General features: G+C 60.4%; 21 protein-coding genes. 10 read left to right on the forward strand and 11 right to left on the reverse strand.

The features are described from left to right. Positions 1-73: 73 nt before the first annotated feature. From HY795_07785 to HY795_07800, 4 genes are all read left to right on the forward strand, one after another. Positions 74-3,202 carry an efflux RND transporter permease subunit gene (locus tag HY795_07785; protein ID MBI4805120.1) on the forward strand — a complete coding sequence of 1,043 codons (3,129 nt, stop codon included), beginning with the start codon at positions 74-76 and terminating at the stop codon, positions 3,200-3,202. Positions 3,203-3,274: 72 nt separating this feature from the next. Continuing rightward, positions 3,275-3,892, forward strand: coding sequence for a DUF4412 domain-containing protein (locus HY795_07790; GenBank protein MBI4805121.1), 618 nt, complete (start codon positions 3,275-3,277; stop codon positions 3,890-3,892). Between the two features lie 73 nt (positions 3,893-3,965). Further along, the gene (locus HY795_07795) at positions 3,966-4,397 is read left to right on the forward strand and encodes a MarR family transcriptional regulator (GenBank protein ID MBI4805122.1); all 432 of its coding nucleotides are present in this window, start codon (positions 3,966-3,968) and stop codon (positions 4,395-4,397) included. Between the two features lie 58 nt (positions 4,398-4,455). After that, positions 4,456-5,031 (forward strand): flavin reductase family protein, encoded by a 576-nt coding sequence (locus HY795_07800; protein MBI4805123.1) that lies wholly within the window; start codon positions 4,456-4,458, stop codon positions 5,029-5,031. Positions 5,032-5,137: 106 nt separating this feature from the next. Here HY795_07800 and HY795_07805 read toward each other — a convergent pair whose 3' ends face one another. After that, positions 5,138-5,482 (reverse strand): winged helix-turn-helix transcriptional regulator, encoded by a 345-nt coding sequence (locus HY795_07805; protein MBI4805124.1) that lies wholly within the window; start codon positions 5,480-5,482, stop codon positions 5,138-5,140. A 200-nt stretch (positions 5,483-5,682) separates the two neighbouring features. On the opposite strand from HY795_07805, the gene HY795_07810 reads away from it, so the two are divergent. Both HY795_07810 and HY795_07815 read left to right on the forward strand, forming a co-directional pair. Further along, positions 5,683-6,300 (forward strand): flavodoxin family protein, encoded by a 618-nt coding sequence (locus HY795_07810; GenBank protein MBI4805125.1) that lies wholly within the window; start codon positions 5,683-5,685, stop codon positions 6,298-6,300. Positions 6,301-6,341: 41 nt separating this feature from the next. Beyond that, positions 6,342-6,632, forward strand: a complete 291-nt coding sequence (locus tag HY795_07815; GenBank protein ID MBI4805126.1) for an antibiotic biosynthesis monooxygenase — start codon at positions 6,342-6,344, stop codon at positions 6,630-6,632. A gap of 270 nt (positions 6,633-6,902) precedes the next feature. On the opposite strand, the gene HY795_07820 is transcribed toward HY795_07815, so the two are convergent. The 3 genes from HY795_07820 to HY795_07830 form a co-directional block, all read right to left on the reverse strand. Continuing rightward, positions 6,903-7,499, reverse strand: coding sequence for a hypothetical protein (locus tag HY795_07820; protein MBI4805127.1), 597 nt, complete (start codon positions 7,497-7,499; stop codon positions 6,903-6,905). Positions 7,500-7,555: 56 nt separating this feature from the next. Further along, the gene (locus HY795_07825) at positions 7,556-8,323 is read right to left on the reverse strand and encodes a DUF4198 domain-containing protein (protein ID MBI4805128.1); all 768 of its coding nucleotides are present in this window, start codon (positions 8,321-8,323) and stop codon (positions 7,556-7,558) included. Positions 8,324-8,402: 79 nt separating this feature from the next. Continuing rightward, complete coding sequence (locus tag HY795_07830; protein ID MBI4805129.1) at positions 8,403-9,167, reverse strand: hypothetical protein; 765 nt, start codon at positions 9,165-9,167, stop codon at positions 8,403-8,405. A gap of 269 nt (positions 9,168-9,436) precedes the next feature. On the opposite strand from HY795_07830, the gene HY795_07835 reads away from it, so the two are divergent. From HY795_07835 to garR, 3 genes are read left to right on the forward strand one after another with little or no spacing between them, the layout of a single operon-like run. Beyond that, positions 9,437-10,150 carry a GntR family transcriptional regulator gene (locus HY795_07835; GenBank protein MBI4805130.1) on the forward strand — a complete coding sequence of 238 codons (714 nt, stop codon included), beginning with the start codon at positions 9,437-9,439 and terminating at the stop codon, positions 10,148-10,150. A 3-nt stretch (positions 10,151-10,153) separates the two neighbouring features. After that, positions 10,154-10,939: a hydroxypyruvate isomerase gene (gene hyi / locus HY795_07840; GenBank protein MBI4805131.1), complete on the forward strand. Its 786-nt coding sequence runs from the start codon at positions 10,154-10,156 to the stop codon at positions 10,937-10,939. An 18-nt stretch (positions 10,940-10,957) separates the two neighbouring features. Next, a complete protein-coding gene (gene garR / locus HY795_07845) occupies positions 10,958-11,845 on the forward strand; it encodes a 2-hydroxy-3-oxopropionate reductase (GenBank protein ID MBI4805132.1) in 888 nt (295 codons plus the stop codon). 172 nt (positions 11,846-12,017) lie between these two features. Here the strand turns inward: garR and HY795_07850 are convergent, their stop codons facing one another. The 3 genes from HY795_07850 to HY795_07860 form a co-directional block, all read right to left on the reverse strand. Continuing rightward, entirely contained in the window at positions 12,018-13,103 is a 1,086-nt protein-coding gene (locus HY795_07850) for a glycerol dehydrogenase (GenBank protein ID MBI4805133.1), read from the reverse strand. 51 nt (positions 13,104-13,154) lie between these two features. After that, entirely contained in the window at positions 13,155-14,828 is a 1,674-nt protein-coding gene (locus HY795_07855) for a putative transporter (GenBank protein ID MBI4805134.1), read from the reverse strand. A 162-nt stretch (positions 14,829-14,990) separates the two neighbouring features. Continuing rightward, entirely contained in the window at positions 14,991-16,205 is a 1,215-nt protein-coding gene (locus HY795_07860; GenBank protein ID MBI4805135.1) for an MFS transporter, read from the reverse strand. A 284-nt stretch (positions 16,206-16,489) separates the two neighbouring features. On the opposite strand from HY795_07860, the gene HY795_07865 reads away from it, so the two are divergent. Then, entirely contained in the window at positions 16,490-16,840 is a 351-nt protein-coding gene (locus HY795_07865; GenBank protein MBI4805136.1) for a hypothetical protein, read from the forward strand. Between the two features lie 118 nt (positions 16,841-16,958). Here HY795_07865 and HY795_07870 read toward each other — a convergent pair whose 3' ends face one another. The 4 genes from HY795_07870 to acs form a co-directional block, all read right to left on the reverse strand. Beyond that, positions 16,959-17,801 (reverse strand): DMT family transporter, encoded by an 843-nt coding sequence (locus HY795_07870; protein ID MBI4805137.1) that lies wholly within the window; start codon positions 17,799-17,801, stop codon positions 16,959-16,961. 208 nt (positions 17,802-18,009) lie between these two features. Beyond that, positions 18,010-18,780: an AraC family transcriptional regulator gene (locus HY795_07875; GenBank protein ID MBI4805138.1), complete on the reverse strand. Its 771-nt coding sequence runs from the start codon at positions 18,778-18,780 to the stop codon at positions 18,010-18,012. Between the two features lie 81 nt (positions 18,781-18,861). Beyond that, positions 18,862-20,595, reverse strand: a complete 1,734-nt coding sequence (locus HY795_07880; GenBank protein ID MBI4805139.1) for a cache domain-containing protein — start codon at positions 20,593-20,595, stop codon at positions 18,862-18,864. Positions 20,596-20,882: 287 nt separating this feature from the next. Next, positions 20,883-22,865, reverse strand: a complete 1,983-nt coding sequence (acs, locus tag HY795_07885) for an acetate--CoA ligase (GenBank protein ID MBI4805140.1) — start codon at positions 22,863-22,865, stop codon at positions 20,883-20,885. Positions 22,866-22,951: the final 86 nt, after the last annotated feature.

Consider the following 22,951-nt stretch of genomic DNA (forward strand, 5'->3'; position numbering starts at 1 on the left):
GCACGACCTGCTTACGCGGATAACCGCCGCGTTCGTGGATTCCAAGCTGGTGCCTCTGGTCGTCCTGGCGGCCATGCTCCTGGGCCTTTTCGCCGTGATGGCCACCCCAAGCGAGGAAGAGCCACAGATCGTGGTTCCCATGATCGACATCCACGTGTCCATGCCCGGTGCCTCGCCCAAAGAGGTGGAAAACCGGGTGGTGGGTCCCATGGAGAAGATCCTCTGGGAGATCCCCGGAGTGGAATACATCTACTCCACGGCAATGGACGGCCGGGCCTTGACCATTGTGCGCTTTACGGTGGGCGAGGATGCCGAGAAGAGCATGGTGAAGACCTACGCCAAGCTCTACCAGCATCTGGACTGGATTCCCCCGGGCTGCTCCCAGCCCATCCTCAAACCCCGCTCCATTGACGACGTGCCAGTGGTGTCGCTCACGTTCTATGGGGGAGGCCTGGATTCGCGCGGGCTCCGTTCCGTTTCCTTGCAGGTGAACGAAGAGATACGCCAGATCCCCGGCGTGGCCGAGACCACCATAATCGGCGGGCGCAAGCGGGCTGTGATGGTGGAGCTGGACCAGGAACGGCTCCGGGTCAACGGTTTGGATGCGGTGGACGTGCTGAAGACCCTGCGCGGGCAAAACCAGGGCGAGACAGTTGGAGAAACCGTCCAGGAAGGCCACGCCATAAGCATCCGTCTGGATAACTTCTTTCGCACCCAGAAGGAGCTCTCGCGGGCCGTGCTGGCCGTCCGGGACGGCAGGCCGCTGTACCTGGGCGACGTGGCCAAAATAACTGACGGATTCGACGAACCTTCCGACTATGTGTTCTATCTTGCGGGCAAGGCCTCGGGCCGGGAGCCCGGCGTCATGGAACCAGCCGTGACCCTCGCCGTGGCCAAGCGCACCGGAGTCAACGCCACCAGGCTGGCCGATGCTGTCTTTGCCAAGGTGCAGGACCTCAAAGGCTTCGTGATCCCTTCCGGGGTCCAGGTGGACATCACCCGAAACTACGGGGCCACAGCCAAGGCCAAGGTTCACGAACTTCTGGAACACCTGGTGCTGGCCGCTCTGTCCGTGGGCATCATCGTGGCTCTGTTCCTCGGCGCCCGGGCCAGCCTGGTGGTGATGGTGGCCGTGCCGGTCACCCTGGCCATCACCCTGGCCACATACTGGCTGCTGGGATACACCTTGAACCGGGTCACCCTGTTCGCCCTCATTTTCTGCATCGGCATTCTGGTGGACGATCCCATCGTGGATGTGGAGAACATCGTACGCCATCTTGAATTGCCGGGAAGCTCAAAAAGACCGTTTTCCCAGGTTATCATCGAAGCAGTGAACGAGGTACGCGCCCCCCTGGTGCTGGCCACATTCACTGTCATCGCGGCCATCATGCCTATGGCCTTCGTTGGCGGACTCATGGGGCCCTACATGCGGCCCATGCCCATCGGGGCCTCCATGGCCATGCTTTTGTCCATGTGCGTGGCCTTCGTCATAACTCCCTGGACCGCCAAACGTGTGCTCACCACCAAGCCGTCCCACCACCAACCCGCAGACGACGCAGGCACAAAGCTCTACAAGCGCTTCATGAACGATCTTATCCGCCGTCCGACCAGACGTTCGGCTTTCCTCGGCGCGGTGGGGCTTCTGCTGGTTCTGGCCTGCTCTTTTTTCCCGTTGCGCCTGGTGCTGGTGAAGATGCTGCCCTTCGACAACAAGAGCGAATTCCAGGTGATAGTGGACATGCCTTTGGGAACCACTCTGGAACAGACCACCCGGGCCGCCAGTGAAATGGCCGCCAGGATTCTCGAGCGCCCGGACGTGACCAACGCCCAGATATACGCCGGCACGGCAGGTCCGGTTTCCTTCAGCGGTCTCATCCGCCATTACTACCTGCGCCGGGGCCAGAACACTGCCGACATCGCCGTGAACCTGGTAGCCAAGGGCGAACGTTCCCTTAAGAGCCACGACATCGCCAAGGCCGTGCGCCAGGAACTGGCCCCCATCGCCGCCAGGCACAGTGCCAGAATCAAGGTTGCCGAGGTTCCTCCTGGCCCTCCCGTGCTCCAGACCCTGGTGGCCGAGATTTACGGCCCCGACTCCGAGGGCAGGCTGCGCGTGGCAAGCCAGGTGAAGGACGTGTTTTCCCGTACCCAGGATGTGGTGGATGTGGACTGGTACGTGGACGATCCTCAGCCCGAGCGGGTCATCCGAATCGAACGCGACAAAGCCCTGGCCGCAGGGATCGACCCGCAGCGAGCCTTGGAAGCGGTCACTGCGGCCTTGCGCGGAACCACTGTCGGCCTTTTGCACGATGATTCCGCCAGGGAGGACGCCCCCATCGTGGTCCGGCTGCCTCTGCCCGCCAGGGCGCACGCCTTGGACATTCCGTCCATTCCGGTGCGGGGTGAGTCCGGGCAGATGGTGTCGCTTAGCCAAATCGCCTCCATCGAAGAGCGTACCGTTTCCCCGGCCATCTATCACAAGAACCTGCAGCCCGTGGTTTACGTCACGGGCGACATGGCCGGCCGCGAGGAGAGTCCGGTCTACGGCATGGGGCGCATCACTGATGAACTTGAAAATCTAGGCAAGGCCGGGAAGGGTGCCTGGCAGGTGCAGGGCCGGGAGCAACTGCCCATTCTGTATTCAGCCCAGCCTGGTTCGCTCAAAGAATACTCCCTGAAATGGGACGGCGAGTGGCAGATAACCTACGAAGTTTTCCGGGACATGGGATTGGCCTTCGGGGTGGTGATGATCATCATCTACATCCTGGTGGTGGGCTGGTTCCGCTCCTACACCACCCCCATCGCCATCATGTCTCCCATTCCTCTTTCGCTTATCGGCATCATCCCGGCCCATGCCCTGGCCGGAGCCTTTTTCACGGCCACTTCCATGATCGGCTTCATCGCAGGAGCGGGCATCGTGGTACGCAACTCCATCATCCTGGTGGATTTCATCGAGATGCGCCGCCGCCAGGGAGCCAGACTGGAGGACGCCGTGGTGGAGGCCGGGGCCGTGCGCTTCAGGCCCATGCTCCTTACAGCAATCGCCGTGGTAGCCGGGGCCTTCGTCATACTGTTCGACCCCATCTTCCAGGGGCTGGCCATCTCGCTCATGGCCGGAGAAGTGGCTGCAACCGTGTTTTCGCGCATGGTGGTGCCGGTCCTGTACTATCTGGACCAGAAACGCTTACTCCCAACGCGTTGACTGCCGGGCACAGCCCCTTTATTTTTGAAAGCGGTCGTGCGCACTCCGGCCAAATCACCATAAGGAGACCGCATGAAAGCTCTTGTGAGACTGTCTGTCGCTCTCGCCCTCTGCATGGGGTTGGCCCTGGCGGCCCACGCCGCCGAATTCTCGGCCGACATCGTCAGGACCGGCGCCGGTATGCCGCCTTCCACAGGGAAAGCCTACATCAAGGCCGACAAGATCCGCATGGAAACCACCATGCAGGGAAACACGCAGGTCACCATCACCGATCCGGCCGCGAAAAAGGTGTACATGATCATGCCTGACCAGAAGATGTACATGGAGATGGCGCTCGACCCCTCCCGCATGGGGCCTGAAGCCATGAAGGACGGCTCGTCCGACCTGGGGCAGTGGAAAACCCTGGGCAAGGAAACCGTGGACGGCTGGGAATGCGAGAAGCGCGTATTCGAATTCAAGGACAAATCCAAGGGCGAGATGACAGCCTGGTTTGCGGACAAACTCGGCCACCCCGTCAAGTCCGTGATCAAGGAAGGCTCCATGAACATGACCATGGAGTACAAGAACATAAAGACCGGCAACGTGGATCCTGCGCTTTTCACGGTACCAGCCGGCTACCAGAAGATGACCATGCCCAACATGGGCGGCCAGGGGATGCCCCCGGGCAAAGGCGGAAAGCCCGGCATGTAGCCGCTCCGGTTCTGAATGCTTGACTTTCTCGGGAGCCCCTTTTATTTGCATGCGCAAGCAACAAGGGGCTCCCGTGTCTGATTCAAAAACCCTGCTCGAATGCTGCCTCTACTTTACCGCCAACGCTCTGGCCCGCACGGTCACGCGCATGGCCGAGGAGTCCTTTGCGCCCACTGGGTTGTCCCCCTCCCAGGCATTCCTGCTCATGCTGGCCATGGAATCACCCGGAGTGACCCCATCCGAACTGGCCGCCCGGTTGCATCTGGCGCCCTCCACCGTGACACGCCTGGCTGACGGCCTGGAGCGCAAAGGGCTCGTGGAGCGGCGCACCAAGGGCAAAGCATCCCACATTTCCCCCACGGCCAAGGGGCGCGGCATGTCCGGGACAATCGCCGCCGCCTGGAAGGACCTTCACTGCGCGTATTCGAAGATCCTGGGCGAGCAGGCCGGGGCCGACCTCACCCTGTCTCTGCACCAGACCTGCCTGCGCCTGGACAACCCGTGAGTGTTTTTTTAACCCAGAAACTTGCATGCACAAGCAATAAAAACAGGAGAACTCCACCATGAAAAAAGACATCGGACCTGCCAACGCCCTGTATCCGTCCCTCACCACCATCGTCGGGGCTGTCGTGGATGGACGCCCCAACTTCCTGGCCGTCGCCCATGTGGGAATCATGAACCACGGACAACCCCAGTACCTGTCGTTTGGCATCAACAAGTCCCACTACTCCAACAAGGGCATTTTCGAGCACAAGGAGTTCAGCGTGAACATCCCCTCTGAAAATCTCATGGTGGAGACCGACTACGTGGGTATTGTCACGGGCAAGAACACGGACAAATCAAAGGTCTTCGAGCTGTTCACCGGCCAACTGCAACACGCGCCGCTCATCAAGGGATGCCCGGTAGCCATGGAATGCCGGCTGCATCAGGTGGTGGACTTTCCCACCCACGAGGTATTCGTGGGAGAGGTGGTGAATACCTGGGCGGACGAGGCCGTGCTCACGGATAAGGGAAAGATCGATCCTGCCAAGGTTCGTCCGCTACTCTTCGACATGGGGACCCTCTCTTACTACGGGCTGGGACCGGTGCTCGGAGGCTGCTGGAACGTGGGCAAGAAACTCAAAAAAGGTTCACAGTAACTCTTCTATTCGCGGCCAGAAACTCTGTGCACAACCATGCCGTGGTTTTGAAGCATTTTTGGAAAACCTGCAGCTTCAAAACCACGGCACCTAAAAAAAGTCTGCTTTAAGCCCCGGCAGCCTTGGCCGCTCCTGTCTCCGTTGGCTCGTAACCCTCGCCCGCGAACAGTTCCGGCCCGCCCAAGCAGCGCTCGTAGTCCACGCCCCAGTCGCGCAGTTCCTTGAGTATGGGTATCAGGCCGCTCCCCAAGTCCGTGAGCGAATACTCGACGCGCGGGGGCACCTCCCGGTACACCTCGCGGTGCACGATACGATCTGCTTCGAGTTCGCGCAGCTGCCTGGCCAGCATGCGTTCCGTGACCCCGCTGATGCTGCGCCGCAGGTCACTAAAGCGCATGACACCTTCGGTAGCCAAGTGGTAGAGAATGACCGGCTTCCACTTGCCGCCCATCACCTGCAGCGTCAGCTCGAAAAAACAGCGGTAGGTCTTGCCATTGAGTTCCTTAGTCTTGCAGGGCTGGATCACGTTTTCTCCTCACACTATACTTCTTGTAAGTATGGTACATTTTAGACAGTACTTGCGCCCATGGCTGGTGGACGCATATACGCACACAAAACGGGCCGTCAAGAGCTGCCCGCAGGAGGAACACCATGAAAGCAGTGGCCATCAATGGAAGCCCCCGCAAGGGCGGCAATACGGAAACCCTGCTGCGCGAAGTGCTCAAGCCGCTGGACGCCGCCGGGTGGAAGACGACCTTCATCCAGGTCGGCGGAGCCAAGATCAAAGGATGCATCGCCTGCTTCAAGTGCTTCGAGAACAAGGATATGCGCTGCGCCGTAAAAAACGACGTATTGAACGACTGTCTGGCCCAGATGCTGGATGCTGACGCCATCATCATGGGCTCGCCCACCTACTTCACCGACGTCACAGCGGAACTGAAGGCCCTCATCGACCGGTCCGGGCTGGTCTCCATCGCCAACGGGACGGCCTTTGCCGGAAAGATCGGAGCGGCGGTGGTAGCGGTGCGAAGGGGCGGGGGCACCCACGTGTACGACAGCATCAACCACATGTTCCTCATGTCCGGCATGATCGTTCCCGGATCATCTTATTGGAACCTGGGGTTCGGCCTTAACCCCGGCGAGGTGAACAAGGACGGCGAGGGCATGAGCAACATGCGTCACCTGGGCAAAGCCATCGACTGGCTTGGGCGGGCCATCAAGCCCCATTTGACAAATTACCCCAAACCGCCGTCCCCGGGCGAAGGATGAGCCTTGCCGGGCGGTGACAAGCATCCCAGGAGTGCATCAGCATGGCGAGTATACATGTAGTGGCCACTATCGTGGCCAAGAAAGGCAGGGAGAACGACGTTGAAAAGATCCTCACGGGCTTGATCGCCCCCTCGCGCAAGGACCCGGGCTGCATACTCTATGACCTGCACCGCAGCCTGGAAAATCCCTGCGTGTTCGTCTTCTACGAAACCTGGGAGAGTCAGGAACTGCTCGGCAAGCATCTGGAGACGCCGCATTTGCTGGCTTGGCGCGGCAAGGCCCCGGAGTTGGCCGAGTCCATGGACGTAAAGGTCCTTGAAAAGATTGGATAACGAAAAATCACCTTGCGTGAAGGCGAGACATTTGAGCAGGCCTCCCCAAATGCGGTGAGCTTTACCACCCCTCACAACGGGCTTCAAAAGCAAAGGAGCCGGAACGCATAATGAGGCGCTTCCGGCTCTTTTGATTCTGGCCCAAGGGCATTCTTGCCTGAGGACGTTCTTCACGAGGCAAAGCTGGAAAAACGGACAAGCCCGTCCTGGCTGGCAACATGTTGGCGTAGTTCCGGTGCCTCTCGGCAAACCCGGGAGTTCAGAACAACCCTACCTGGGCCGCTTGAACCAGGCGGCAATGCCCACCAGACCCACTATCCAGCCCAGTCCCCCAATGATGTCTCGGAGCCTGGACGACTGTTCCTGCTCGGCTATCCTGGCCAACTCCAGTTTGAGCGGAGTGAGCTTCTCCTCCACCGTCTTGGCCACTGCCGCTTCCATAAGCGCGGTGAACTTCGCCTCGTCCATGCCCGTGGCGGGGGCGGGACCAATTTGTCCTTGGGAAGCATTCGTCCCCGCACCGGCTTGGTGCATTCCGGGTATGGGCAAGGCTCCGGGCGATGGAGCGGGAAGTGTTTGCGTCTGGGCGAATTCTCCCAGGTCCTTGGCTGTAAGGGTGAAATCGTTCTGATGGCCGTCCCCGGCCTTGAGAACGACCCTAAGAGGAGCGGTAACACCTTGGGGCAAGGCTATCTTGAACGCTCCGTCGGGCCCGGTGATCCCCTTTGCCACCACAGTGCCGGTGGAGTCGACAACCTCTACAGGAACATCCTGAGCTTTGCCGCCGCCTGCGAAGTAGCCTTCTCCGGTGATGCTTCCCTTTTCCACCACAGCGAAAACATTCACCTTATGGGCCCAGGCAGGCATGGCCAACAAGACCAATAAGGCTAGCGCAGGCGGTATCCGAAACATCGGGAACACCTCTACTTGCCGGGCACGGGATGAAAATACACCCAGATGACGCCACCCAATTCCACGGGCATATCCTTGCCGTCTTTCTTCATCTTGGCGTCGTCGTCGGTCAGAGCGGCGAATCCCCACCAGCCGGCCCACGGAGCTGCGTAGGTGAACACGCCATTGGCATCTGTTTTCACAACCTGGGCCACGTAGGCCTCGTCCGGGGCTTTGACCGCCCCGTCCTTGTTGAAGAATTCCACCTCCACCTCAGCGTTGCCCAGCGCCTTGCCCTTGTAGAGAACCTTTCCGGTGAACACGTTGCCGGCATACAGGGCGAAGGGCTTGACCATGGGCACGATCTCCAGCTTCATCCCCACAGGTTTGTCCCAGCCTTCATCGCCGCCCAGAGCGCTTATGATCGTCTTGGTCAGATGGACAATGTATTTTTTCTCGGCAGGTTCCCAATACGCCTGAGGCGTCATGGCGAATACGCTCACTCCAGGCGCCTTGACCTGGTATTCGGCTTTCCAGGCCTGCTTGCCGTCTATGACGTTTGGAGAAAGAGACGAGGAGATATCCTGCTTCTGCCCCTTGACCAGAACCTCAAGCTTGGGCTTCTCCTGGTTCATTCCCTGGTTTTCCATGGGATGCCAAAACCGGATGTCCAGGTTCACGGCCTTGGGCCCGTCCTTGACCACAAGGTTTTTGTCCGGAACCACCATCCCGAAATGGGCATGAGCCGGAAAGGCACTGGCACACACGAAAAGCAGGGCGATCAGAACGACTGGGCGCATGGGACTCCTCCGAGTGTCATCATTTTCTTGTTCGTGTAATTTAAGTAGCACGAAACATCAAGCTGTGGCACTGGAAGGCTTATTTCTCGGCGAGGATTTTCTCCCAGTCGTCCCCCACCATCTTGGCCAGAGCCGCCCGGATGACCAGATCGAAACCCGAGTTGGCGTAACGCTTGTCCCTATAGATAGTGTCCATTGCGGCAATCACGGCGTTCATGGGCAAAGGCAGCAGGGGCTTGAGACACTTGGAACCGGCAGGAGTGTCGCCGAAGCGCTCGAGGCATTGAGCTGCGGCCATGTCCCCGAATCCTTCGGCGAAAAGCTGTTTCTGGGCTTCAATCGTAGCCAACCAGGCGTGGGCGTAGGTGGGCTTCGCTCCAGGGATGGGGGTGGGTACGAAGCCTTCCAAATTTATTGGCCAGAATTCGGGATCGTCAAAGAGGAGCATGGCGTCGAATTGGGGATCGCGCACTTGCTTGCCGGACTCGACAAAGGGAATGCCGGTATCCTGGGCGGACATGATCGCCTTGAGGGCCACAGCCATCATTGGCAGGCGGCTGTACCTGGGGTCTGCGGAGAGGTGATCCATGTTGGTGACTGCCTGGGGTACGTCGATGCGTGCTGGCATTGGCGTGCCCGGCTGGGTTGCGGCAAAGGCGCGGGCCCCGGCAGCGGCCCCGGTCATGTAGCAGGTGCGGGCATCTCGGGGCATGCGGGACCATTGCCCGGCCAGAGGAGGGCCCTGGGATTGGGCTTGAGCTTGGTTCTGGGTCTGAGGTCTGGGCTGGCCCAGGGCTGGCAAGGCGAAAAGAAGGATCAGGAACAGGGCTGTCAGCGCGCGCATGGAGGTATCCTTTTTGGTTTCGTTCGGATCGGCGCGAGCAGCGGTTGCCGCCCGGACCTGCTTCTAAAATAGTAGCGTATTGGTTCCCTGCATGTCGAGGATGGACACTCAACTCATTTCCCTCGCAGGGCTCCGCCCTGCACCCGTCAGGGGGATACCCCCTGGACACTCAATGATACTCCTTGACACTACCCACTTGAATTTTGCATGCAAAATTTTAAATACAGACATTGGAATATCCCGCGAGGAGAAAACTTGGACGTGCCCACATGAAGAACGCTTCTTCCAATCTCTCGCCGGCCAGGATGGCCATCCTCCCACGCCCCATCAGGCACCAGAACCTGGACGAGATGGTCTACGCCAGAGTCAAAGACATGCTCGCCTCGGGAGAACTGGAACCAGGCCAGCGAATCGTGCAGGAGGACATGGCCGCCGGTCTTGAAGTCAGCAGGACGCCCCTGGTCAACGCGCTCAAACGCTTAGCCCAGGAGGGCCTGCTCGAATGGGTTCCCAGGCGCGGAATATACGTCAGGGTCCTTGGGCTTGCCGAACTGGTGCACCTTTTCGAGGTGCGCGAGCGCCTGGAACCCCTGGCCGCGGAGCTTGCCGCCGCCCAGATCAGCGCTAAGGAAGCCGACGAGATGTACGAGCTGTGGCAAGGCATGCAGGGGCTGCCGGACACCCAAGAGTCTCACAAGCTCTTCATCGAGAGGGACAGGAGCTTCCACTGGCGCCTGGCGGAACTCTCCGCCAACCCTTACCTGATGACCGCCATGGCCCCGGTGAACATGCTGGCCGCGGCATACCTGCATGGCACGCCTCGCCCCTGGGAGGACACCGTCCCGGACCATATGGCGGTGATCGAAGGCCTTCGCCGGAAAGACTCCGAGGCAACCGGCCAGGCCATGCGCCGTCACATCGCCCAATCCCTTGAAGCCCTTCGCCGCGAGGCCGCAGCCCAACCGGAAACCGCAAGGAGTTGAACCGTGCCGAAATTCTCAGCAAACCTGTCCATGCTCTTTACGGAACATCCCTTCCCCGAACGTTTCGCTGCCGCTGCCGCTGCCGGCTTCACCGCAGTGGAATACCTCTTCCCCTACGACTATGCCCCGGCCAAACTGGCCGGGCTTCTCAAGCAGCACGGGCTTTCCCAGGTGCTGTTCAACCTGCCTGCCGGGGACTGGGCCGCCGGGGACAGGGGCATAGCCGCGGACCCGTCCTGGACCGAGGAGTTCCGCGCTGGCGTTGCCAAGGCCGTAACCTACGCCAAAGTGCTTGAGACCCCCCGGTTGAACTGTCTGGCCGGGAAAGCCCCCAAGGGAGTGGCGCACGAGGACATGTGGCGCACCCTGGTGGAGAATCTTCGCTTCGCCGCCGATGCTCTGGCCAAGGAGAACCTGACCCTCCTGGTTGAATTCATCAACCGCAAGGATATTCCCGGGTTCTTCCTCCACTCCTCAGCCCAGACCCTGTACCTGATCGAAGAGGTCGGCAGGCCGAACGTCTTCATGCAGTACGACGTCTACCACGCCCAGCGCGAGGAGGGAGAGCTGGCCGCCACTCTCCGGGCGCACATGGACAAGATCGGCCACATCCAGATCGCGGACAACCCAGGCCGCCACCAGCCCGGAACCGGCGAGATCAACTTCCCCTACGTGTTCAAGGAGATCGACCGTCTGGGTTATGCGGGCCACATCGGCCTCGAATACGTTCCGGAACCCGACACCCTGGCCTCCCTGGCCTGGATGAAAAAAATGGGCATCACCCACTAGCGCCTGCAAGGAGTTTCCATGAAACGCATAGGATTCATCGGACTTGGAATCATGGGCAAGCCCATGTGCCGCAACCTGCTCAAGGCGGGATACGAACTCACCGTTTTCAGCCGCACCCAAAAGGACGTCGACCTTATTGTCTCCGCCGGAGCCAAGGCCGGTGCTTCCGCCAAAGACGTGGCTTCCCGCTCGGACATCATAATCACCATGCTGCCCAATTCGCCCCAGGTGAAGGAGGTGGTCCTCGGGCCCGGCGGTGTTCTCGAAGGAGCGGCAGCGGGCTCCATCGTGGTGGACATGAGCTCCATCGCCCCCCTGGCCAGCCAGGAAATCGCCGCAGAGTTGGCAAAGAAAGGCGTTCGCATGCTGGACGCCCCGGTGAGCGGCGGCGAGCCCAAGGCCATAGAGGGCACCCTGTCCGTGATGGTCGGGGGGTCGCAGGCCGATTTCGACGAATGCCTGCCCGTGCTCAAGTCCATGGCCGCCTCGGTGGTTCTGGTGGGAGCAATCGGCGCGGGCAACGTGACCAAGCTTGCCAACCAGATCGTGGTGGCCTTAAACATCGCGGCCATGTCCGAGGCCCTGGTCCTGGCCACCAAGGCCGGGGTGAGTCCGGACCTGGTTTATCAAGCCATTCGGGGCGGGCTGGCCGGGAGCACTGTGCTGGACGCCAAGGCTCCTCTGGTGATGGACGGCAAGTTCACGCCCGGCTTCAAGATTAACCTCCACGCCAAGGACCTCTACAACGTCCTGGAGACCTCGCATGAATTAAACGTGAGCCTGCCCCTCACGGCCCAGGTGATGGAAGTGATGCAAGCCCTCAAGGCCGACGGCCTTGGAGATTCTGACCACGGTGCATTGATCCGCTACTGGGAGAAACTGGCCAAGGTGGAGGCCAGGCGTTAGGCGCTTTTTTGGGGTGGAGTTGAAGGCATCCGGCGGCCAAAGGGCTCTGCCCTTTGGAATCCCGAATTTATGCCGCACTTCTACGGGCCTTCTCGAGCTTACAATTCAACCTATGGAAAAAGGGCCGGGATAATTCCCGGCCCTTTTTGTTTTATCCTAGCAAATCACATTGTCAGCCCTTACGGCGGCGGCCTTCGGTGTCCGCAGCCTTGATGGCCGCCAGCACAGCTTCGGGCGTCACCCCGCCCTTGATGTTGTGGATGGTTTCGCCTTGGGCACAGGCCTTCTGGGACACCGCCATCAGCTGTTCATCCGTCGGGTTTTCAAGGCCTATATCGGCGAGGCAAACAGGCAGGCCCACCGCCTGGCAGAAGTCATAGACCTTGGAAACCACGTCCGCTGGGCGCCCGGTCAGCTTAAGAAGCGACAAAGTGCCGATAGCCACTTTCTCGCCATGCCAGCAGTTGTGGGTTTCGGGCAACACGGTAAGGCCGTTGTGGATGGCGTGAGCGCCGGACAGTCCGCCGCTTTCAAAGCCAAGGCCGGAGAGAAGCGTGTTGGCTTCAATGATGCGCTCAAGCTCAGGCGTCACCGCCCTGTTCTCGCAAGCTTTCACAGCGGCGACCCCGTCAGCCATGAGCGTGTCGAAGCACATGCGCGCCAGGCCGTACGCCGTCATGGTGCCGGGACGCCCCGTCATGTTCGCGGCTTGGCTTAACCGGCAATCCTCGGCCTCGAACCATGTGGACAACGCATCGCCCATGCCCGAGACCAGAAAGCGGGCAGGGGCGTTGGCGACCACCGTGCTGTCCACCAGCACCACGTCCGGATTTCGCGGCAGAAGCAGATAGCGTTTGAAGGCCCCCTCGGGGGTGTAGATAACGGACAAGGCGCTGCAGGGCGCATCGGTCGAGGCCAGGGTCGGCACGACCACCACCGGAAGCGACAAGGCATGCCCGACAGCTTTGGCCGTATCCAGGGGTTTCCCGCCGCCAACGCCAATGATGACGTCCACCTTGCCCTTCTTGCCCACGTCCACCAGGCGGTCGATTTCTTCGTCACTGCATTCGCCGGTGAAGGTCTCATGCACCAACGCGAGCTGCGACTGCCCGGCCACGGCCTGCTCCGCGATAGGGCGGGCCGTCCTGCTGACAATCATCAACCCCTTTTTCCCCAACCGGGCGGCCTCTTCAGGCAGAGCGCCGAGCGCTCCGGCCCCCTGGACATACCGGGCGGGGAATATCGAAGCACAAACCATACGTGATCCCTCCTCAGTTCAAACGACCCCACTCGGGGGAGAAACTGACGTTTACGGCGAATAGAGCATAAGAACCATGAGCTGGCCCGCCAGAATGCGCAGGATCATCACCAGGGGATAGACCGTGGCGTACACCGAAGCCGGAGCGTCACTGCCGAGCATCTGCCCGGCAAAAGCCAGGGCCGGAGGGTCGGTCATGCTGCCGGCCAGGAGACCGCACATGGATGCGTAGTTGCATTTGAGAAAAATCCGCCCGACGAGGCCGGCCACCAGAAGCGGGAAAAAGGTGATGCAGGCCCCGGCCAGCAGCCAGTAGAGCCCTGCCCCGCTTGTGACCGCGTCCAGAAAGTGCCCCCCGGCCTTGATCCCCACGCAGGCCAGGAACAGGCTGATGCCCACCTCGCGCAGAATAAGGTTGGCCCCAGGATGCATGTACCACACCATGCCCCCGAAATGGTGCAGGCGCGACAGGAGGATGGACACCAGAAGCGGCCCCCCGGCAACGCCGAGCTTGATGCCCGAGGGCAGTCCGGGCAAGGCCACCGGCAGGCTGCCCACCACTGTTCCCAGAAGGATGCCCACGAAGATGGGAAGCACATGGGGATGGTCCAGGTCCTTGACGTTGCCGAGCAGACGTTCCACCTCGGCCAACTGAGCCGGGTCGCCCACGCATTGCACCAGGTCGCCGAAATGCAGGTGGATGTCCGGGCCTGGCGCGAACTCCGTGCCGGACCGGGTGATCCGGGTCACGGTCACCTCGTATTTCTGGGCCAGGTTCAGCTCCGGAACGCTCTTGCCCACCACCGAGCGTTTGGTGATTACGAAGCGGCGCATCTGGAGTGGCCCGGCCACGCGCGGCAGGTTGGTTTCGCTTCGCACCCCGGCCAGAACGCGCAGCTTCTCCAGGTCTCCGGGCATCCCCACGGCGTGCAGGAGCATACCAGCTCTCAACACCGTATCCGGGGTGGCAGCGCTCACCACTCCCTCGCTCATGACCCGGGACACGGCCACGTTCAGGTCCGCGAGCCCCGGGACTCCTCCCAGGCGCAAACCGTTCAGGTTGGGATTGGTCAGCTCCAGGGTCATGGTTTCCAGCGGAGGATGGAACGTCTTGGCCTGCTCCTCCATCTGCTTCAGTTCCTGGGCAGGGTTTATGCGGAACACGGCCCGGATGAGAAGCATAACCAGGATGATGCCGAAGATGCCGAAGGGATAGGCCACCGCATAGCCGAGTCCGGCTTCGCCAATGGCCTTGTCCGCCAAGGCCGGGGCGAGTTCCTGGAAGGCCTGGGACGCCGAGGCAAGGGACGGGGTGTTGGTGGTGGCTCCGCTGAAAAGGCCGACCGCCGTGGACAATGGCATGTGGCCCCAGAAATGAAAACACACGGTGATAAGTACGCTCAAGGCCACAATAAGGGTGGCCATGGCGTTCAAGCGAAAGCCCCGGCGGCGAAGCGAATCCGCGAAGCTCGGCCCCACCTGCATGCCGATGGTGTAGACGAAAAGAATGAGCCCGAATTCTCGGGCGAAATCCATAACCCCATGGTCCAAGGAAAAGCCGTAATGCCCAAGGGCCAAGCCGCTGAACAGCACCCCACCCACTCCCAGGCGGATACCGAAGAAGCGTATGTGTCCGAAGGCAAGGCCCAGAACCACGGCCAAGCCCAGGACCACCACTGCCTGCGCGGCTGAATGGCTGAGAAACAGCTGGGAAAACCAGTTCATGAAAGGCGCCTTTTGATCCGCCTCCGGGCAGGAGACCTCCACCCGGTTCCGTGTTTGATACAAAGCAAAGCCCGGCGAATACTGCGGTGCGGATGTAAGATACGCACTCCATGCGCCAACCGCTTGGCTCCTGCTTTCTGTGCGCCCTTGGCAGCTGCCCCGTCAACTCTCCCCTGCGCCCAGCCGGTCGCGATTCTTAAGCGCGGGGAACAGCCTCATCCACACCGCCACGACCAGAAGGGTGGCCATCCCTCCGATAACCACCGAGGGCGACGTGCCGAACCAGGCCGCCGTAACCCCGGACTCGAACTCCCCAAGCTGATTGGAGGTCCCGATGAACACCGCGTTCACAGCGCTCACCCGTCCTCGCATCTCGTCCGGGGTTTCGAGCTGCACCAGTGAAGACCGGATGACCACGCTCACCATGTCGCTGGCTCCAAGGACAATAAGAGCAAGAAGCGAGAGTGGAAAACTCCGGGACAAACCGAAGACGATGGTGGCCACCCCGAATACGGCAACCGCGGCGAACATTTTACGCCCCACCTTCCCACCCAGCGGAGAGTGGGCCAGACAGACGGACATGGCCAAGGCCCCTATGCCCGGCGCGCCGCGCAGAAGCCCCAATCCCCAAGGGCCGGTGCCGAGAATGTCCCTGGCGAAAATGGGCAAAAGGGCCGTTGCACCGCCAAGAAGCACCGAAAAAAGATCGAGTGATATGGCCCCCAGCAGTTCGGGCTTGTTGCGCACGTAGCGGATCCCCCCCAGCACGGAATCGATGCTCACCGGCTCCCGTCGCTGCGGAGTCTTGGGCTTGGGGATGCCCCCCACAGTGTGTGCGGCCAGGGCGAAGAGTGTGGCGCAGAGCGTGTAGACCGTGCCCGCCCCGGCAAGATAGAGAATGCCCCCAAGGGCCGGCCCCAGGATGAAGGCGGTCTGCCTGGCCGATGCCGTCAGGGCGAGCATGCTGGGCAATTTGGCCGGATCAACCAGGCCAGGCAGCAATGCCTGCATGGTGGGCATTTCGAATGCCCTGGCTGCTCCAAGCACAAAAGCGCCGATGTAGAGCATCCGTTCATCAATGAAGTGAAGGAGGCTGCCGGCGGCCAGGCTAGCGGTCATGAGGCATTCAAGAATCTGGCACGCCTGGGTGATGCGCCTGCGGTCGAACCTGTCGGCCACCTGCCCCACCACCAGGGTCAGGGCCAACTGAGGTATGAACTGGGCCAGCCCGACAAACCCCAGGCTCAGCGCACTGCCGGTGATGTCGTACATCTGCCAGCCAATGGCCACGGTGAGCATCTGATAGGCGGACATGGTCTGGAGCTGGCAGAACCAGAATTTCCGGAAGGGCTTTTCCGAGAGGGCATCCTTGAGCATGTATCACTTCCATCCGGCTTCTTAACAGGTGCGCCCATACGGTTTTTCCTCCGCATGGGCTTTCACGAACAGGTCTCTACAAGAGCTCGCCCGAGCGCTCAAGCCTCATCACTGCAAGGATGCTGAGGCCTCCCGCCAGAAATATGCCAGAGGCCCGCAGTTCACTTTTCGGGTTGTGTGACAGCCGCTATTTGGGCATCAGGGAGATGCGGATACCGACGCCGCGACGCTTAAACCCCAACCCGTGTAGTCCGTTTCGATACACCGGCTTCCGGAGGTTCGAAATGTGGATTTTTACACGTGATGGCTTCTTCTCTGTCGCGGCCACCAAGTTTTGCCAGCCCGGCGAGGTCGCGGTCCGGGCCAGAAAAAAAGAACACCTGGAAAACCTCATCGCCAGGCATAAGCTCAAGGCAGATATCCTTACATTCCCGGAAGCGGACTACCGTTACCGGATTCAGATTCCCAGAGAGGAATGGGGCAAAGCCTTGCAGAACGAGGCCGTGGATTTGGACTACCACTCCTTCAAGGACGCCATGGCGGAGGCGGGCGCCTCCGCGGACTACCTGAGGGCAATGTTCAGCACCTGGGCCATAATAAATAAAATTCAAACCCAGGAGCTGCCAAAAGACTAGTTATTTTCTGTTGCAGCTCGCCTGACAATACCTGGCAGAGCGTCACGCCGAGCGCCCTGAAAGCTCCAGGGCGTGCGCTCGCCCTGCTCACACCAATCCTTACTGCTCCACCGGTTCCTTACGCTTTACGAGCCGACAGCCAAATACCCACTCCCACGGCCAGGCATCCTAGGGACTGGCTATACGAGGGAGCAAGCCCCAAGAGCAGCCAGCTCGATAGCACAGCGCTCACAGGCATGAGTCCTGTCACCACGGCCGCCTGGCTCGGCCGTGCCCGAACCACCCCCTTGAACCACAGCACGTAGCCACCGGCTGTCACCAGCACGCCGAGCGCCCCCACGGCCAGCCAGGGTCCCGCTTCTGCCCTAGGCACCCCCTCATGCAGGATCTGCACGACTGCCAGGGGCAAAACCATTAAAAAACCTATCCATGTGATGCGCTTTGCCGCCGCCAAGGAGGAAAGCCCTCGCGGCTGCCATTTAAGAGCCAGGAGAAAGACCGCTTCCCCTGTCACAGCGGCCAAGAGCAGCGCATCACCATAATTCGGCCGCCAGGGAGTATTCGCAACGTCGCGGGAGAACAACACCCCGGCCACTGTCAGGCCAATGCCCGCAAGCATTCTCACCGTCACCTTCTCGCCTAATCCAAGTACACCGATGAGCGCCATGAGCACTGGGGTGGCACTGGTGAACACTCCAGCCGCAGCCGGCCCACTCTCGGCCATGCCGAGCCAGAGCCCGACGTTGAACACCACCACGCCGCACAATGCCTGCACGGCTAGCAACATCCACTGCCGAAGTGCCAGCCTCGGACAATCGCTGTGTCTACGTTCGGCCACAGCGGAGAGCGTCACCGCTGCCAACGCCAGCCGGATCGCCAAGGCTGGAAAGAGCGGGAAACCAGCCAAAGCAACTTCCCCCAGAGGGGCTGTGGCCCCCACCAAGAGCATGGCCAGCGACATGTAGGCAACGGGGACCAGCGTACCCGGATTGACAACTGGCTGAGAGCGAGGCTCTTTTTGCGAAAGAGGCGGGATCTTGGACAGCTCCGTGGTTGGAAGCTGATTGTGATCAGGAGGTGAGGGGAATTCTCTTCGGATAATCGAGGGTTGAATCTTCACGACAACATGCCTCCAGTGTGAAACTGGACGGCACATGCCAAATAAAGACTCAGCGGTCTTGAACGATCTTGCCGTATACCCCGGGGGTTACCCCGGTAATACGCCGGAAATGTCGGTTCAGATGGCTTTGGTCAGCGAACCCTGTTTGGACCGCGACATCAACGGGGCGTATCCCGGCAGCGAGAAGCGTGCGGGCCTTTTCCACGCGCAGGAGCACCTGGTAGGCATGGGGAGCCAGCCCCACGGCACGGCTGAACACCCGGTTCAAGCGAAAGGCAGAGAGCTTGGCTGCCTGCGACAATTCCACCAGGGTAACAGGTTCCAACACTTTCTCCCGCAGATACTCCTTAGCCCTTTTGACCCCTGCGTGCTCACGCCCTGCCCGCACCGAACGGGTCTTGCCAGAATGCCTTACAATCCAACGTGAGAGAAGCTGGGACAAGCGGTTCTGGCGCTCGAGCAACGTGGTGCACCCGTTTTCCAGATCCTGGTGCAGAGAAGAGAGTGATCGGGCCAAAATCGGATCGTGGATTACACCAGCGGGAAATCCTGGGGGCACGGCATCGCGCTCCCCAAGCTCCCCAGCAGTGCGCTCAACCACATTGGCGTCCAGGTAGAACATCCGATAACGCCAGCCCTGGGGGGACGCCCCATGCCCGTCATGGACCTCGCCTGGGACAACCATATTCACGGCCCCGGCAGGGGCCACGCAGTCTCGGCCGAGGTATTTAAATTCCAGCGCTCCGGATTCCACCACACCCAGGGCGTAGCCTTCGTGAAAGTGGCGGGAGAAATGTTCGCCTCGAAGACTGGCGTGCAAGCATTCCACACCTTCCAAACCTTTTGGTCTCCAGACTTTCGCGTTCCGCGCCATATATACCCCATGCTCCCCAGCGCCCGGCTAACCCTTGCCAGCCTGGGGCAACGCCTCAACCCCCGCGTCGAACTTACGGATCACATCGCCTAGCTGAGCCTGTTCCCCCTCCAGCCTACGCAACGCATCCAGGGACTCCGAGGCGTTCCTAGCCACCTCTCCAGCGACCTGGGCAATGGCCTCAACCGCACCGGAAACCTGGTGCATGGCCTTGGATTGAGCTTGCGCATCAGCGGCTATGCTGGAGGTCTGAGCGGCCGAGCGGCCGACAATGTCCACAATGTCCACGAACACCTCGCCGGACTGGCGGGACAGATTCGTGGCCTGGGCGATGGCCTTGGCCGCCTGATCCATACGTTCCACGTTGCGGCGTGCCCCGTCCTGGATGGCGCCCACGGACCTGGTTACTTCCTGGGTGGCGGTCATGGTTTTTTCAGCGAGTTTGCGCACCTCGTCGGCCACAACAGCGAAGCCTCGTCCGGCCTCCCCTGCCCTGGCCGCCTCGATGGCCGCGTTCAGGGCGAGCAGGTTTGTCTGGTCCGCTATGTCCGCTATGGTGGTGAGGATAGCGCCGATGGCCTGGCTCTGCTTGCCGAGCTCGTGCATGGATTCGGAAAGAGCCTGGGCCTGGGTGTTGACCTCTTCAATGGCTTTGGCCGAGCCTTCCACAACCCCCGCCCCTGCTTTGGCCTTTTCGCTTGCCTCTCCGGCCAGCCCGGCCACATCAGACGCCAATTGCGACACATGTGCCAGGGTGCGAGTGGCTTCCTCCACCTCGCTGGCTGTTTCTTCGGCCTGCCTGCGTTGCCTGCCGGTTCCCTCGGCTGCGTCGGAAAGTAGCCCGGCAAGTTCGCCTGCCACCTGCCCGATTCCATCGGCAGCCACGCTCATGGCGTCCACGGCCGTGAGTTCACCTTGACGTTTGGCGTCTTCAGCCATGCGGCAAGCCTGCTCGGCCAGCCTGGACTGATCCTTGGCCTGTTCGGCCTGCACGCTCGCTTCACGCGTTTTCTCCTCGGCCAGGGCGATTGATTCCCGCAGGCGCTCCACCATGGACACCAATGCGTTCTTGAGCACACCGAGCTCGGCCTTGAACGAGACTGCTGGCACCTGAGCGGACAGATCTCCCCCGGCCACCTTGCCGGAGAAATCAACCAGCGCGTCCACTTGGCGGCCCACGAAGGCTCTGGTCAGCCAAATGGTCACGCCGAGGCCCGTAGCAAACACCGCCGCCAACACTCCCGCGCCCCACCAACGCATTGTCGCGACCTTGGCGGCAATGTTGTCGATGTACACTCCGCTGCCGATAACCCATCCCCAGGGTTTGAACACCTTGCCATAGGACAGTTTCGGGAAGAGTTCTTTGGTCACCCCTTCCCGCGTAGGCTTGGGCCATTCATAGATGATGAACCCGTCGCCACTCTCCTGACTGGCCTTTACAAGAGTGGAGAAAAGATTGGCCTTGCCGTCTTGAAGACGTTCGAGAGTCGATTTCATTCCCTTCTGGGAGTGCGTGGCGCAGACGAATTTGGGGTCATCCAATACCTTGCCATCCAACGCTGGCACGGTGGGATGCAATATCATCTTCGGGTAGGGGAGAGTGAGGTCGTTTATCCAAAAATAATCGTTGTTCCCATAGCGCAGCATTTTAATACGATGGATTGCTCTCTTTTGCGCTTCTTCAAGCGTCAGATCACCACGCTTTACCTGGTTGTCATATTCAATAAGTAAGGAATGGATTGTCCCTACAACAGCATTCAATGAATCCTTGTGTACATCCATCATCTCGCTTTCAAACTTTGGAAGAATTACTATAAAGAGGGATGCGCCAAATATTACGAGCGAGAAAATAGAAATAACAAGAAATTTGATAGTCAGGCGCGTATTGCCGAGCCTTTCCAAAATGCCAGAGGCCATGGATACCTCCTTCCCCTAAGAACATAGCTGAAGACTCTTTGGATTTTTATTTTATGCATTGAATAAGCGAGAATGTAAAGGCGGCCTCTCCCATCGGAGAAGCCGCCCCATGGATTGCAAATGGATTATTGTTAGCCGAACAGCTTGTCCTTTCCTTCGATGAGGTCCGTCACCACACTCGGATCGGCCAAGGTGGAGGTGTCGCCAAGCTGGCTCACCTCACCTTCGGCGATCTTGCGCAGGATGCGCCGCATGATCTTGCCGGAGCGAGTCTTGGGCAATCCCTGGGTGAACTGGATGACGTCAGGGGTGGCGATAGGCCCGATCTCGGTGCGCACATGTTTTTTGAGCGCCGCCAAGAGCTCGTCCGTGGCCTCTATGCCCTCCTTCAGGGTGACGTATGCGTAGATGGCTTGGCCCTTGATGTCGTGGGGCATGCCCACCACCGCCGCCTCAGCCACATCCGTGTGCGCCACCAGGGCGGACTCGATCTCGGCCGTGCCCATGCGATGGCCGGAAACGTTCACCACGTCGTCAACACGGCCCATGATCCAGACATAGCCGTCGGAGTCTATACGAGCCCCGTCGCCGGTCTCATAGGTGCCGGGGAACGCATCGAAGTACTGCTTCTTGAAGCGATCAGGGTCTCCCCAGATACCGCGCAGCATGCCGGGCCAGGCTTGGGTCTGTACCAGGAAACCTCCCTGCCCGGCCGGAACGCCCTTGCCGTCCTTGTCCACGATCTTGGGAACTATACCTGGCAGGGGCAGGGTGGCCGAGCCCGGCTTCTGGGGCGTGGCATAGGGCAGGGGCGAGATCATGAGCCCCCCGGTTTCGGTCTGCCACCAGGTGTCCACGATGGGCAGTTTCCCCTTTCCGATGTTGTCGTGGTACCATATCCAGGCTTCCGGGTTGATGGGCTCGCCAACCGACCCAAGGATGCGCAGCGAGGACAGGTCGTGGTTCTGGGTCCATTTCACTCCCTCGCGCATAAGGGCCCGGACGGCAGTGGGAGCGGTGTAGAAAATGTTCACCTTGAACTTCTCCACAGTGGCCCAGAAGCGGTCAGGGGAAGGCCAGGTGGGCACTCCTTCGAACATGACAGACGTGGCTCCCAGGGCCAGGGGGCCGTAGACGATGTAGCTGTGCCCGGTGACCCAGCCGATGTCTGCGGTGCACCAGTGGACGTCCTCGTCGTGGATATCGAACACCAATTGGGTTGTGTGGGCCACATAGGTCAGGTAGCCGCCCGTGGTGTGAAACACTCCCTTGGGCTTGCCGGTGGAGCCGGATGTGTACAGGATGAAAAGCACGTCCTCGGCGTCCATGGGTTCGGCCGGGCATGGCGCCTTCATCTCCGGCTTGGCCATGCACTCGTGCCACCAGAGATCGCGGCCCTCCACGAAATCCACCTGGGTTCCAGCGCTGTTGTGCACCACCACCTTCTCCACGCAGGGGCATTCCTTGAGGGCCGCGTCCACGTTCACCTTGAGGGGAATGGCCTTGCCCGCGCGGCGCACGGCGTCGCCGCAGATGACCACCTTGGCCTGGCAGTCGTTGATGCGGTCTCTGAGCGAGTGAGCCGAGAACCCGGCGAACACGATGGAATGGGGCGCTCCTATGCGGGCGCAAGCGAGCATGGCCACGGCCAACTCCGGGACCATACCCAGGTAGATGGCCACCCGGTCGCCCTTTTTCACTCCAAGACTCTTCAGCACGTTGGCGAATTTATTCACCTGATCGTGAAGCATCTGGTAGGTGAGGACCTGTACGTCGCCCTCTTTGTCTCCCTGCCAGACAATGGCCGCCTTGTTGCGCCGGGGACCATCCAGATGGCGGTCCAGGCAGTTGTAGGCCACGTTTAACGTGCCCCCGGAAAACCATTTGAAGGAGGCCTTGTCGAAATCACAGTCCATAACCTTGCCAAAGGGGGAAAACCACGTGAGCAGCTCTTTGGAGCGGTCTCCCCAATAGCCTTCAGGATCTTCCACCGATCTCTTGTATACGGCACGGTATTCGTCGAGGCTTTTGATATGGGCCCTGGCCTGGTGAGGACCGGTGGGCGGTTCGAAGATGCGATTTTCGTGTTGCATGGATTCAATGTTCTCAGTCATGCACGGCTCCTTAAGGAGTTGGATATTTGATGCTTCCATATCATGCACCTGCCAAATTTCTAGGTTTATTTGGCAAGCGGTCAGCC

The organism is Desulfovibrio sp. (assembly GCA_016208105.1).
Classification (GTDB): domain Bacteria; phylum Desulfobacterota; class Desulfovibrionia; order Desulfovibrionales; family Desulfovibrionaceae; genus Fundidesulfovibrio.

Bases quoted from the DNA above. Each gene is read 5' to 3' on its own strand.
- HY795_07785 (MBI4805120.1), top strand. From the start codon at position 74: ATGCTCCTGGGCCTTTTCGCCGTGATGGCCACCCCAAGCGAGGAAGAG.
- HY795_07790 (MBI4805121.1), top strand. From the start codon at position 3,275: ATGAAAGCTCTTGTGAGACTGTCTGTCGCTCTCGCCCTCTGCATGGGG.
- HY795_07800 (MBI4805123.1), top strand. From the start codon at position 4,456: ATGAAAAAAGACATCGGACCTGCCAACGCCCTGTATCCGTCCCTCACC.
- HY795_07805 (MBI4805124.1), bottom strand. From the start codon at position 5,482: ATGGGCGGCAAGTGGAAGCCGGTCATTCTCTACCACTTGGCTACCGAA.
- HY795_07810 (MBI4805125.1), top strand. From the start codon at position 5,683: ATGAAAGCAGTGGCCATCAATGGAAGCCCCCGCAAGGGCGGCAATACG.
- HY795_07815 (MBI4805126.1), top strand. From the start codon at position 6,342: ATGGCGAGTATACATGTAGTGGCCACTATCGTGGCCAAGAAAGGCAGG.
- HY795_07820 (MBI4805127.1), bottom strand. From the start codon at position 7,499: ATGCCTGCCTGGGCCCATAAGGTGAATGTTTTCGCTGTGGTGGAAAAG.
- HY795_07825 (MBI4805128.1), bottom strand. From the start codon at position 8,323: ATGCGCCCAGTCGTTCTGATCGCCCTGCTTTTCGTGTGTGCCAGTGCC.
- HY795_07830 (MBI4805129.1), bottom strand. From the start codon at position 9,167: ATGCGCGCGCTGACAGCCCTGTTCCTGATCCTTCTTTTCGCCTTGCCA.
- HY795_07835 (MBI4805130.1), top strand. From the start codon at position 9,437: ATGAAGAACGCTTCTTCCAATCTCTCGCCGGCCAGGATGGCCATCCTC.
- garR (MBI4805132.1), top strand. From the start codon at position 10,958: ATGAAACGCATAGGATTCATCGGACTTGGAATCATGGGCAAGCCCATG.
- HY795_07850 (MBI4805133.1), bottom strand. From the start codon at position 13,103: ATGGTTTGTGCTTCGATATTCCCCGCCCGGTATGTCCAGGGGGCCGGA.
- HY795_07855 (MBI4805134.1), bottom strand. From the start codon at position 14,828: ATGAACTGGTTTTCCCAGCTGTTTCTCAGCCATTCAGCCGCGCAGGCA.
- HY795_07860 (MBI4805135.1), bottom strand. From the start codon at position 16,205: ATGCTCAAGGATGCCCTCTCGGAAAAGCCCTTCCGGAAATTCTGGTTC.
- HY795_07865 (MBI4805136.1), top strand. From the start codon at position 16,490: ATGTGGATTTTTACACGTGATGGCTTCTTCTCTGTCGCGGCCACCAAG.
- HY795_07870 (MBI4805137.1), bottom strand. From the start codon at position 17,801: ATGTCGCTGGCCATGCTCTTGGTGGGGGCCACAGCCCCTCTGGGGGAA.
- acs (MBI4805140.1), bottom strand. From the start codon at position 22,865: ATGACTGAGAACATTGAATCCATGCAACACGAAAATCGCATCTTCGAA.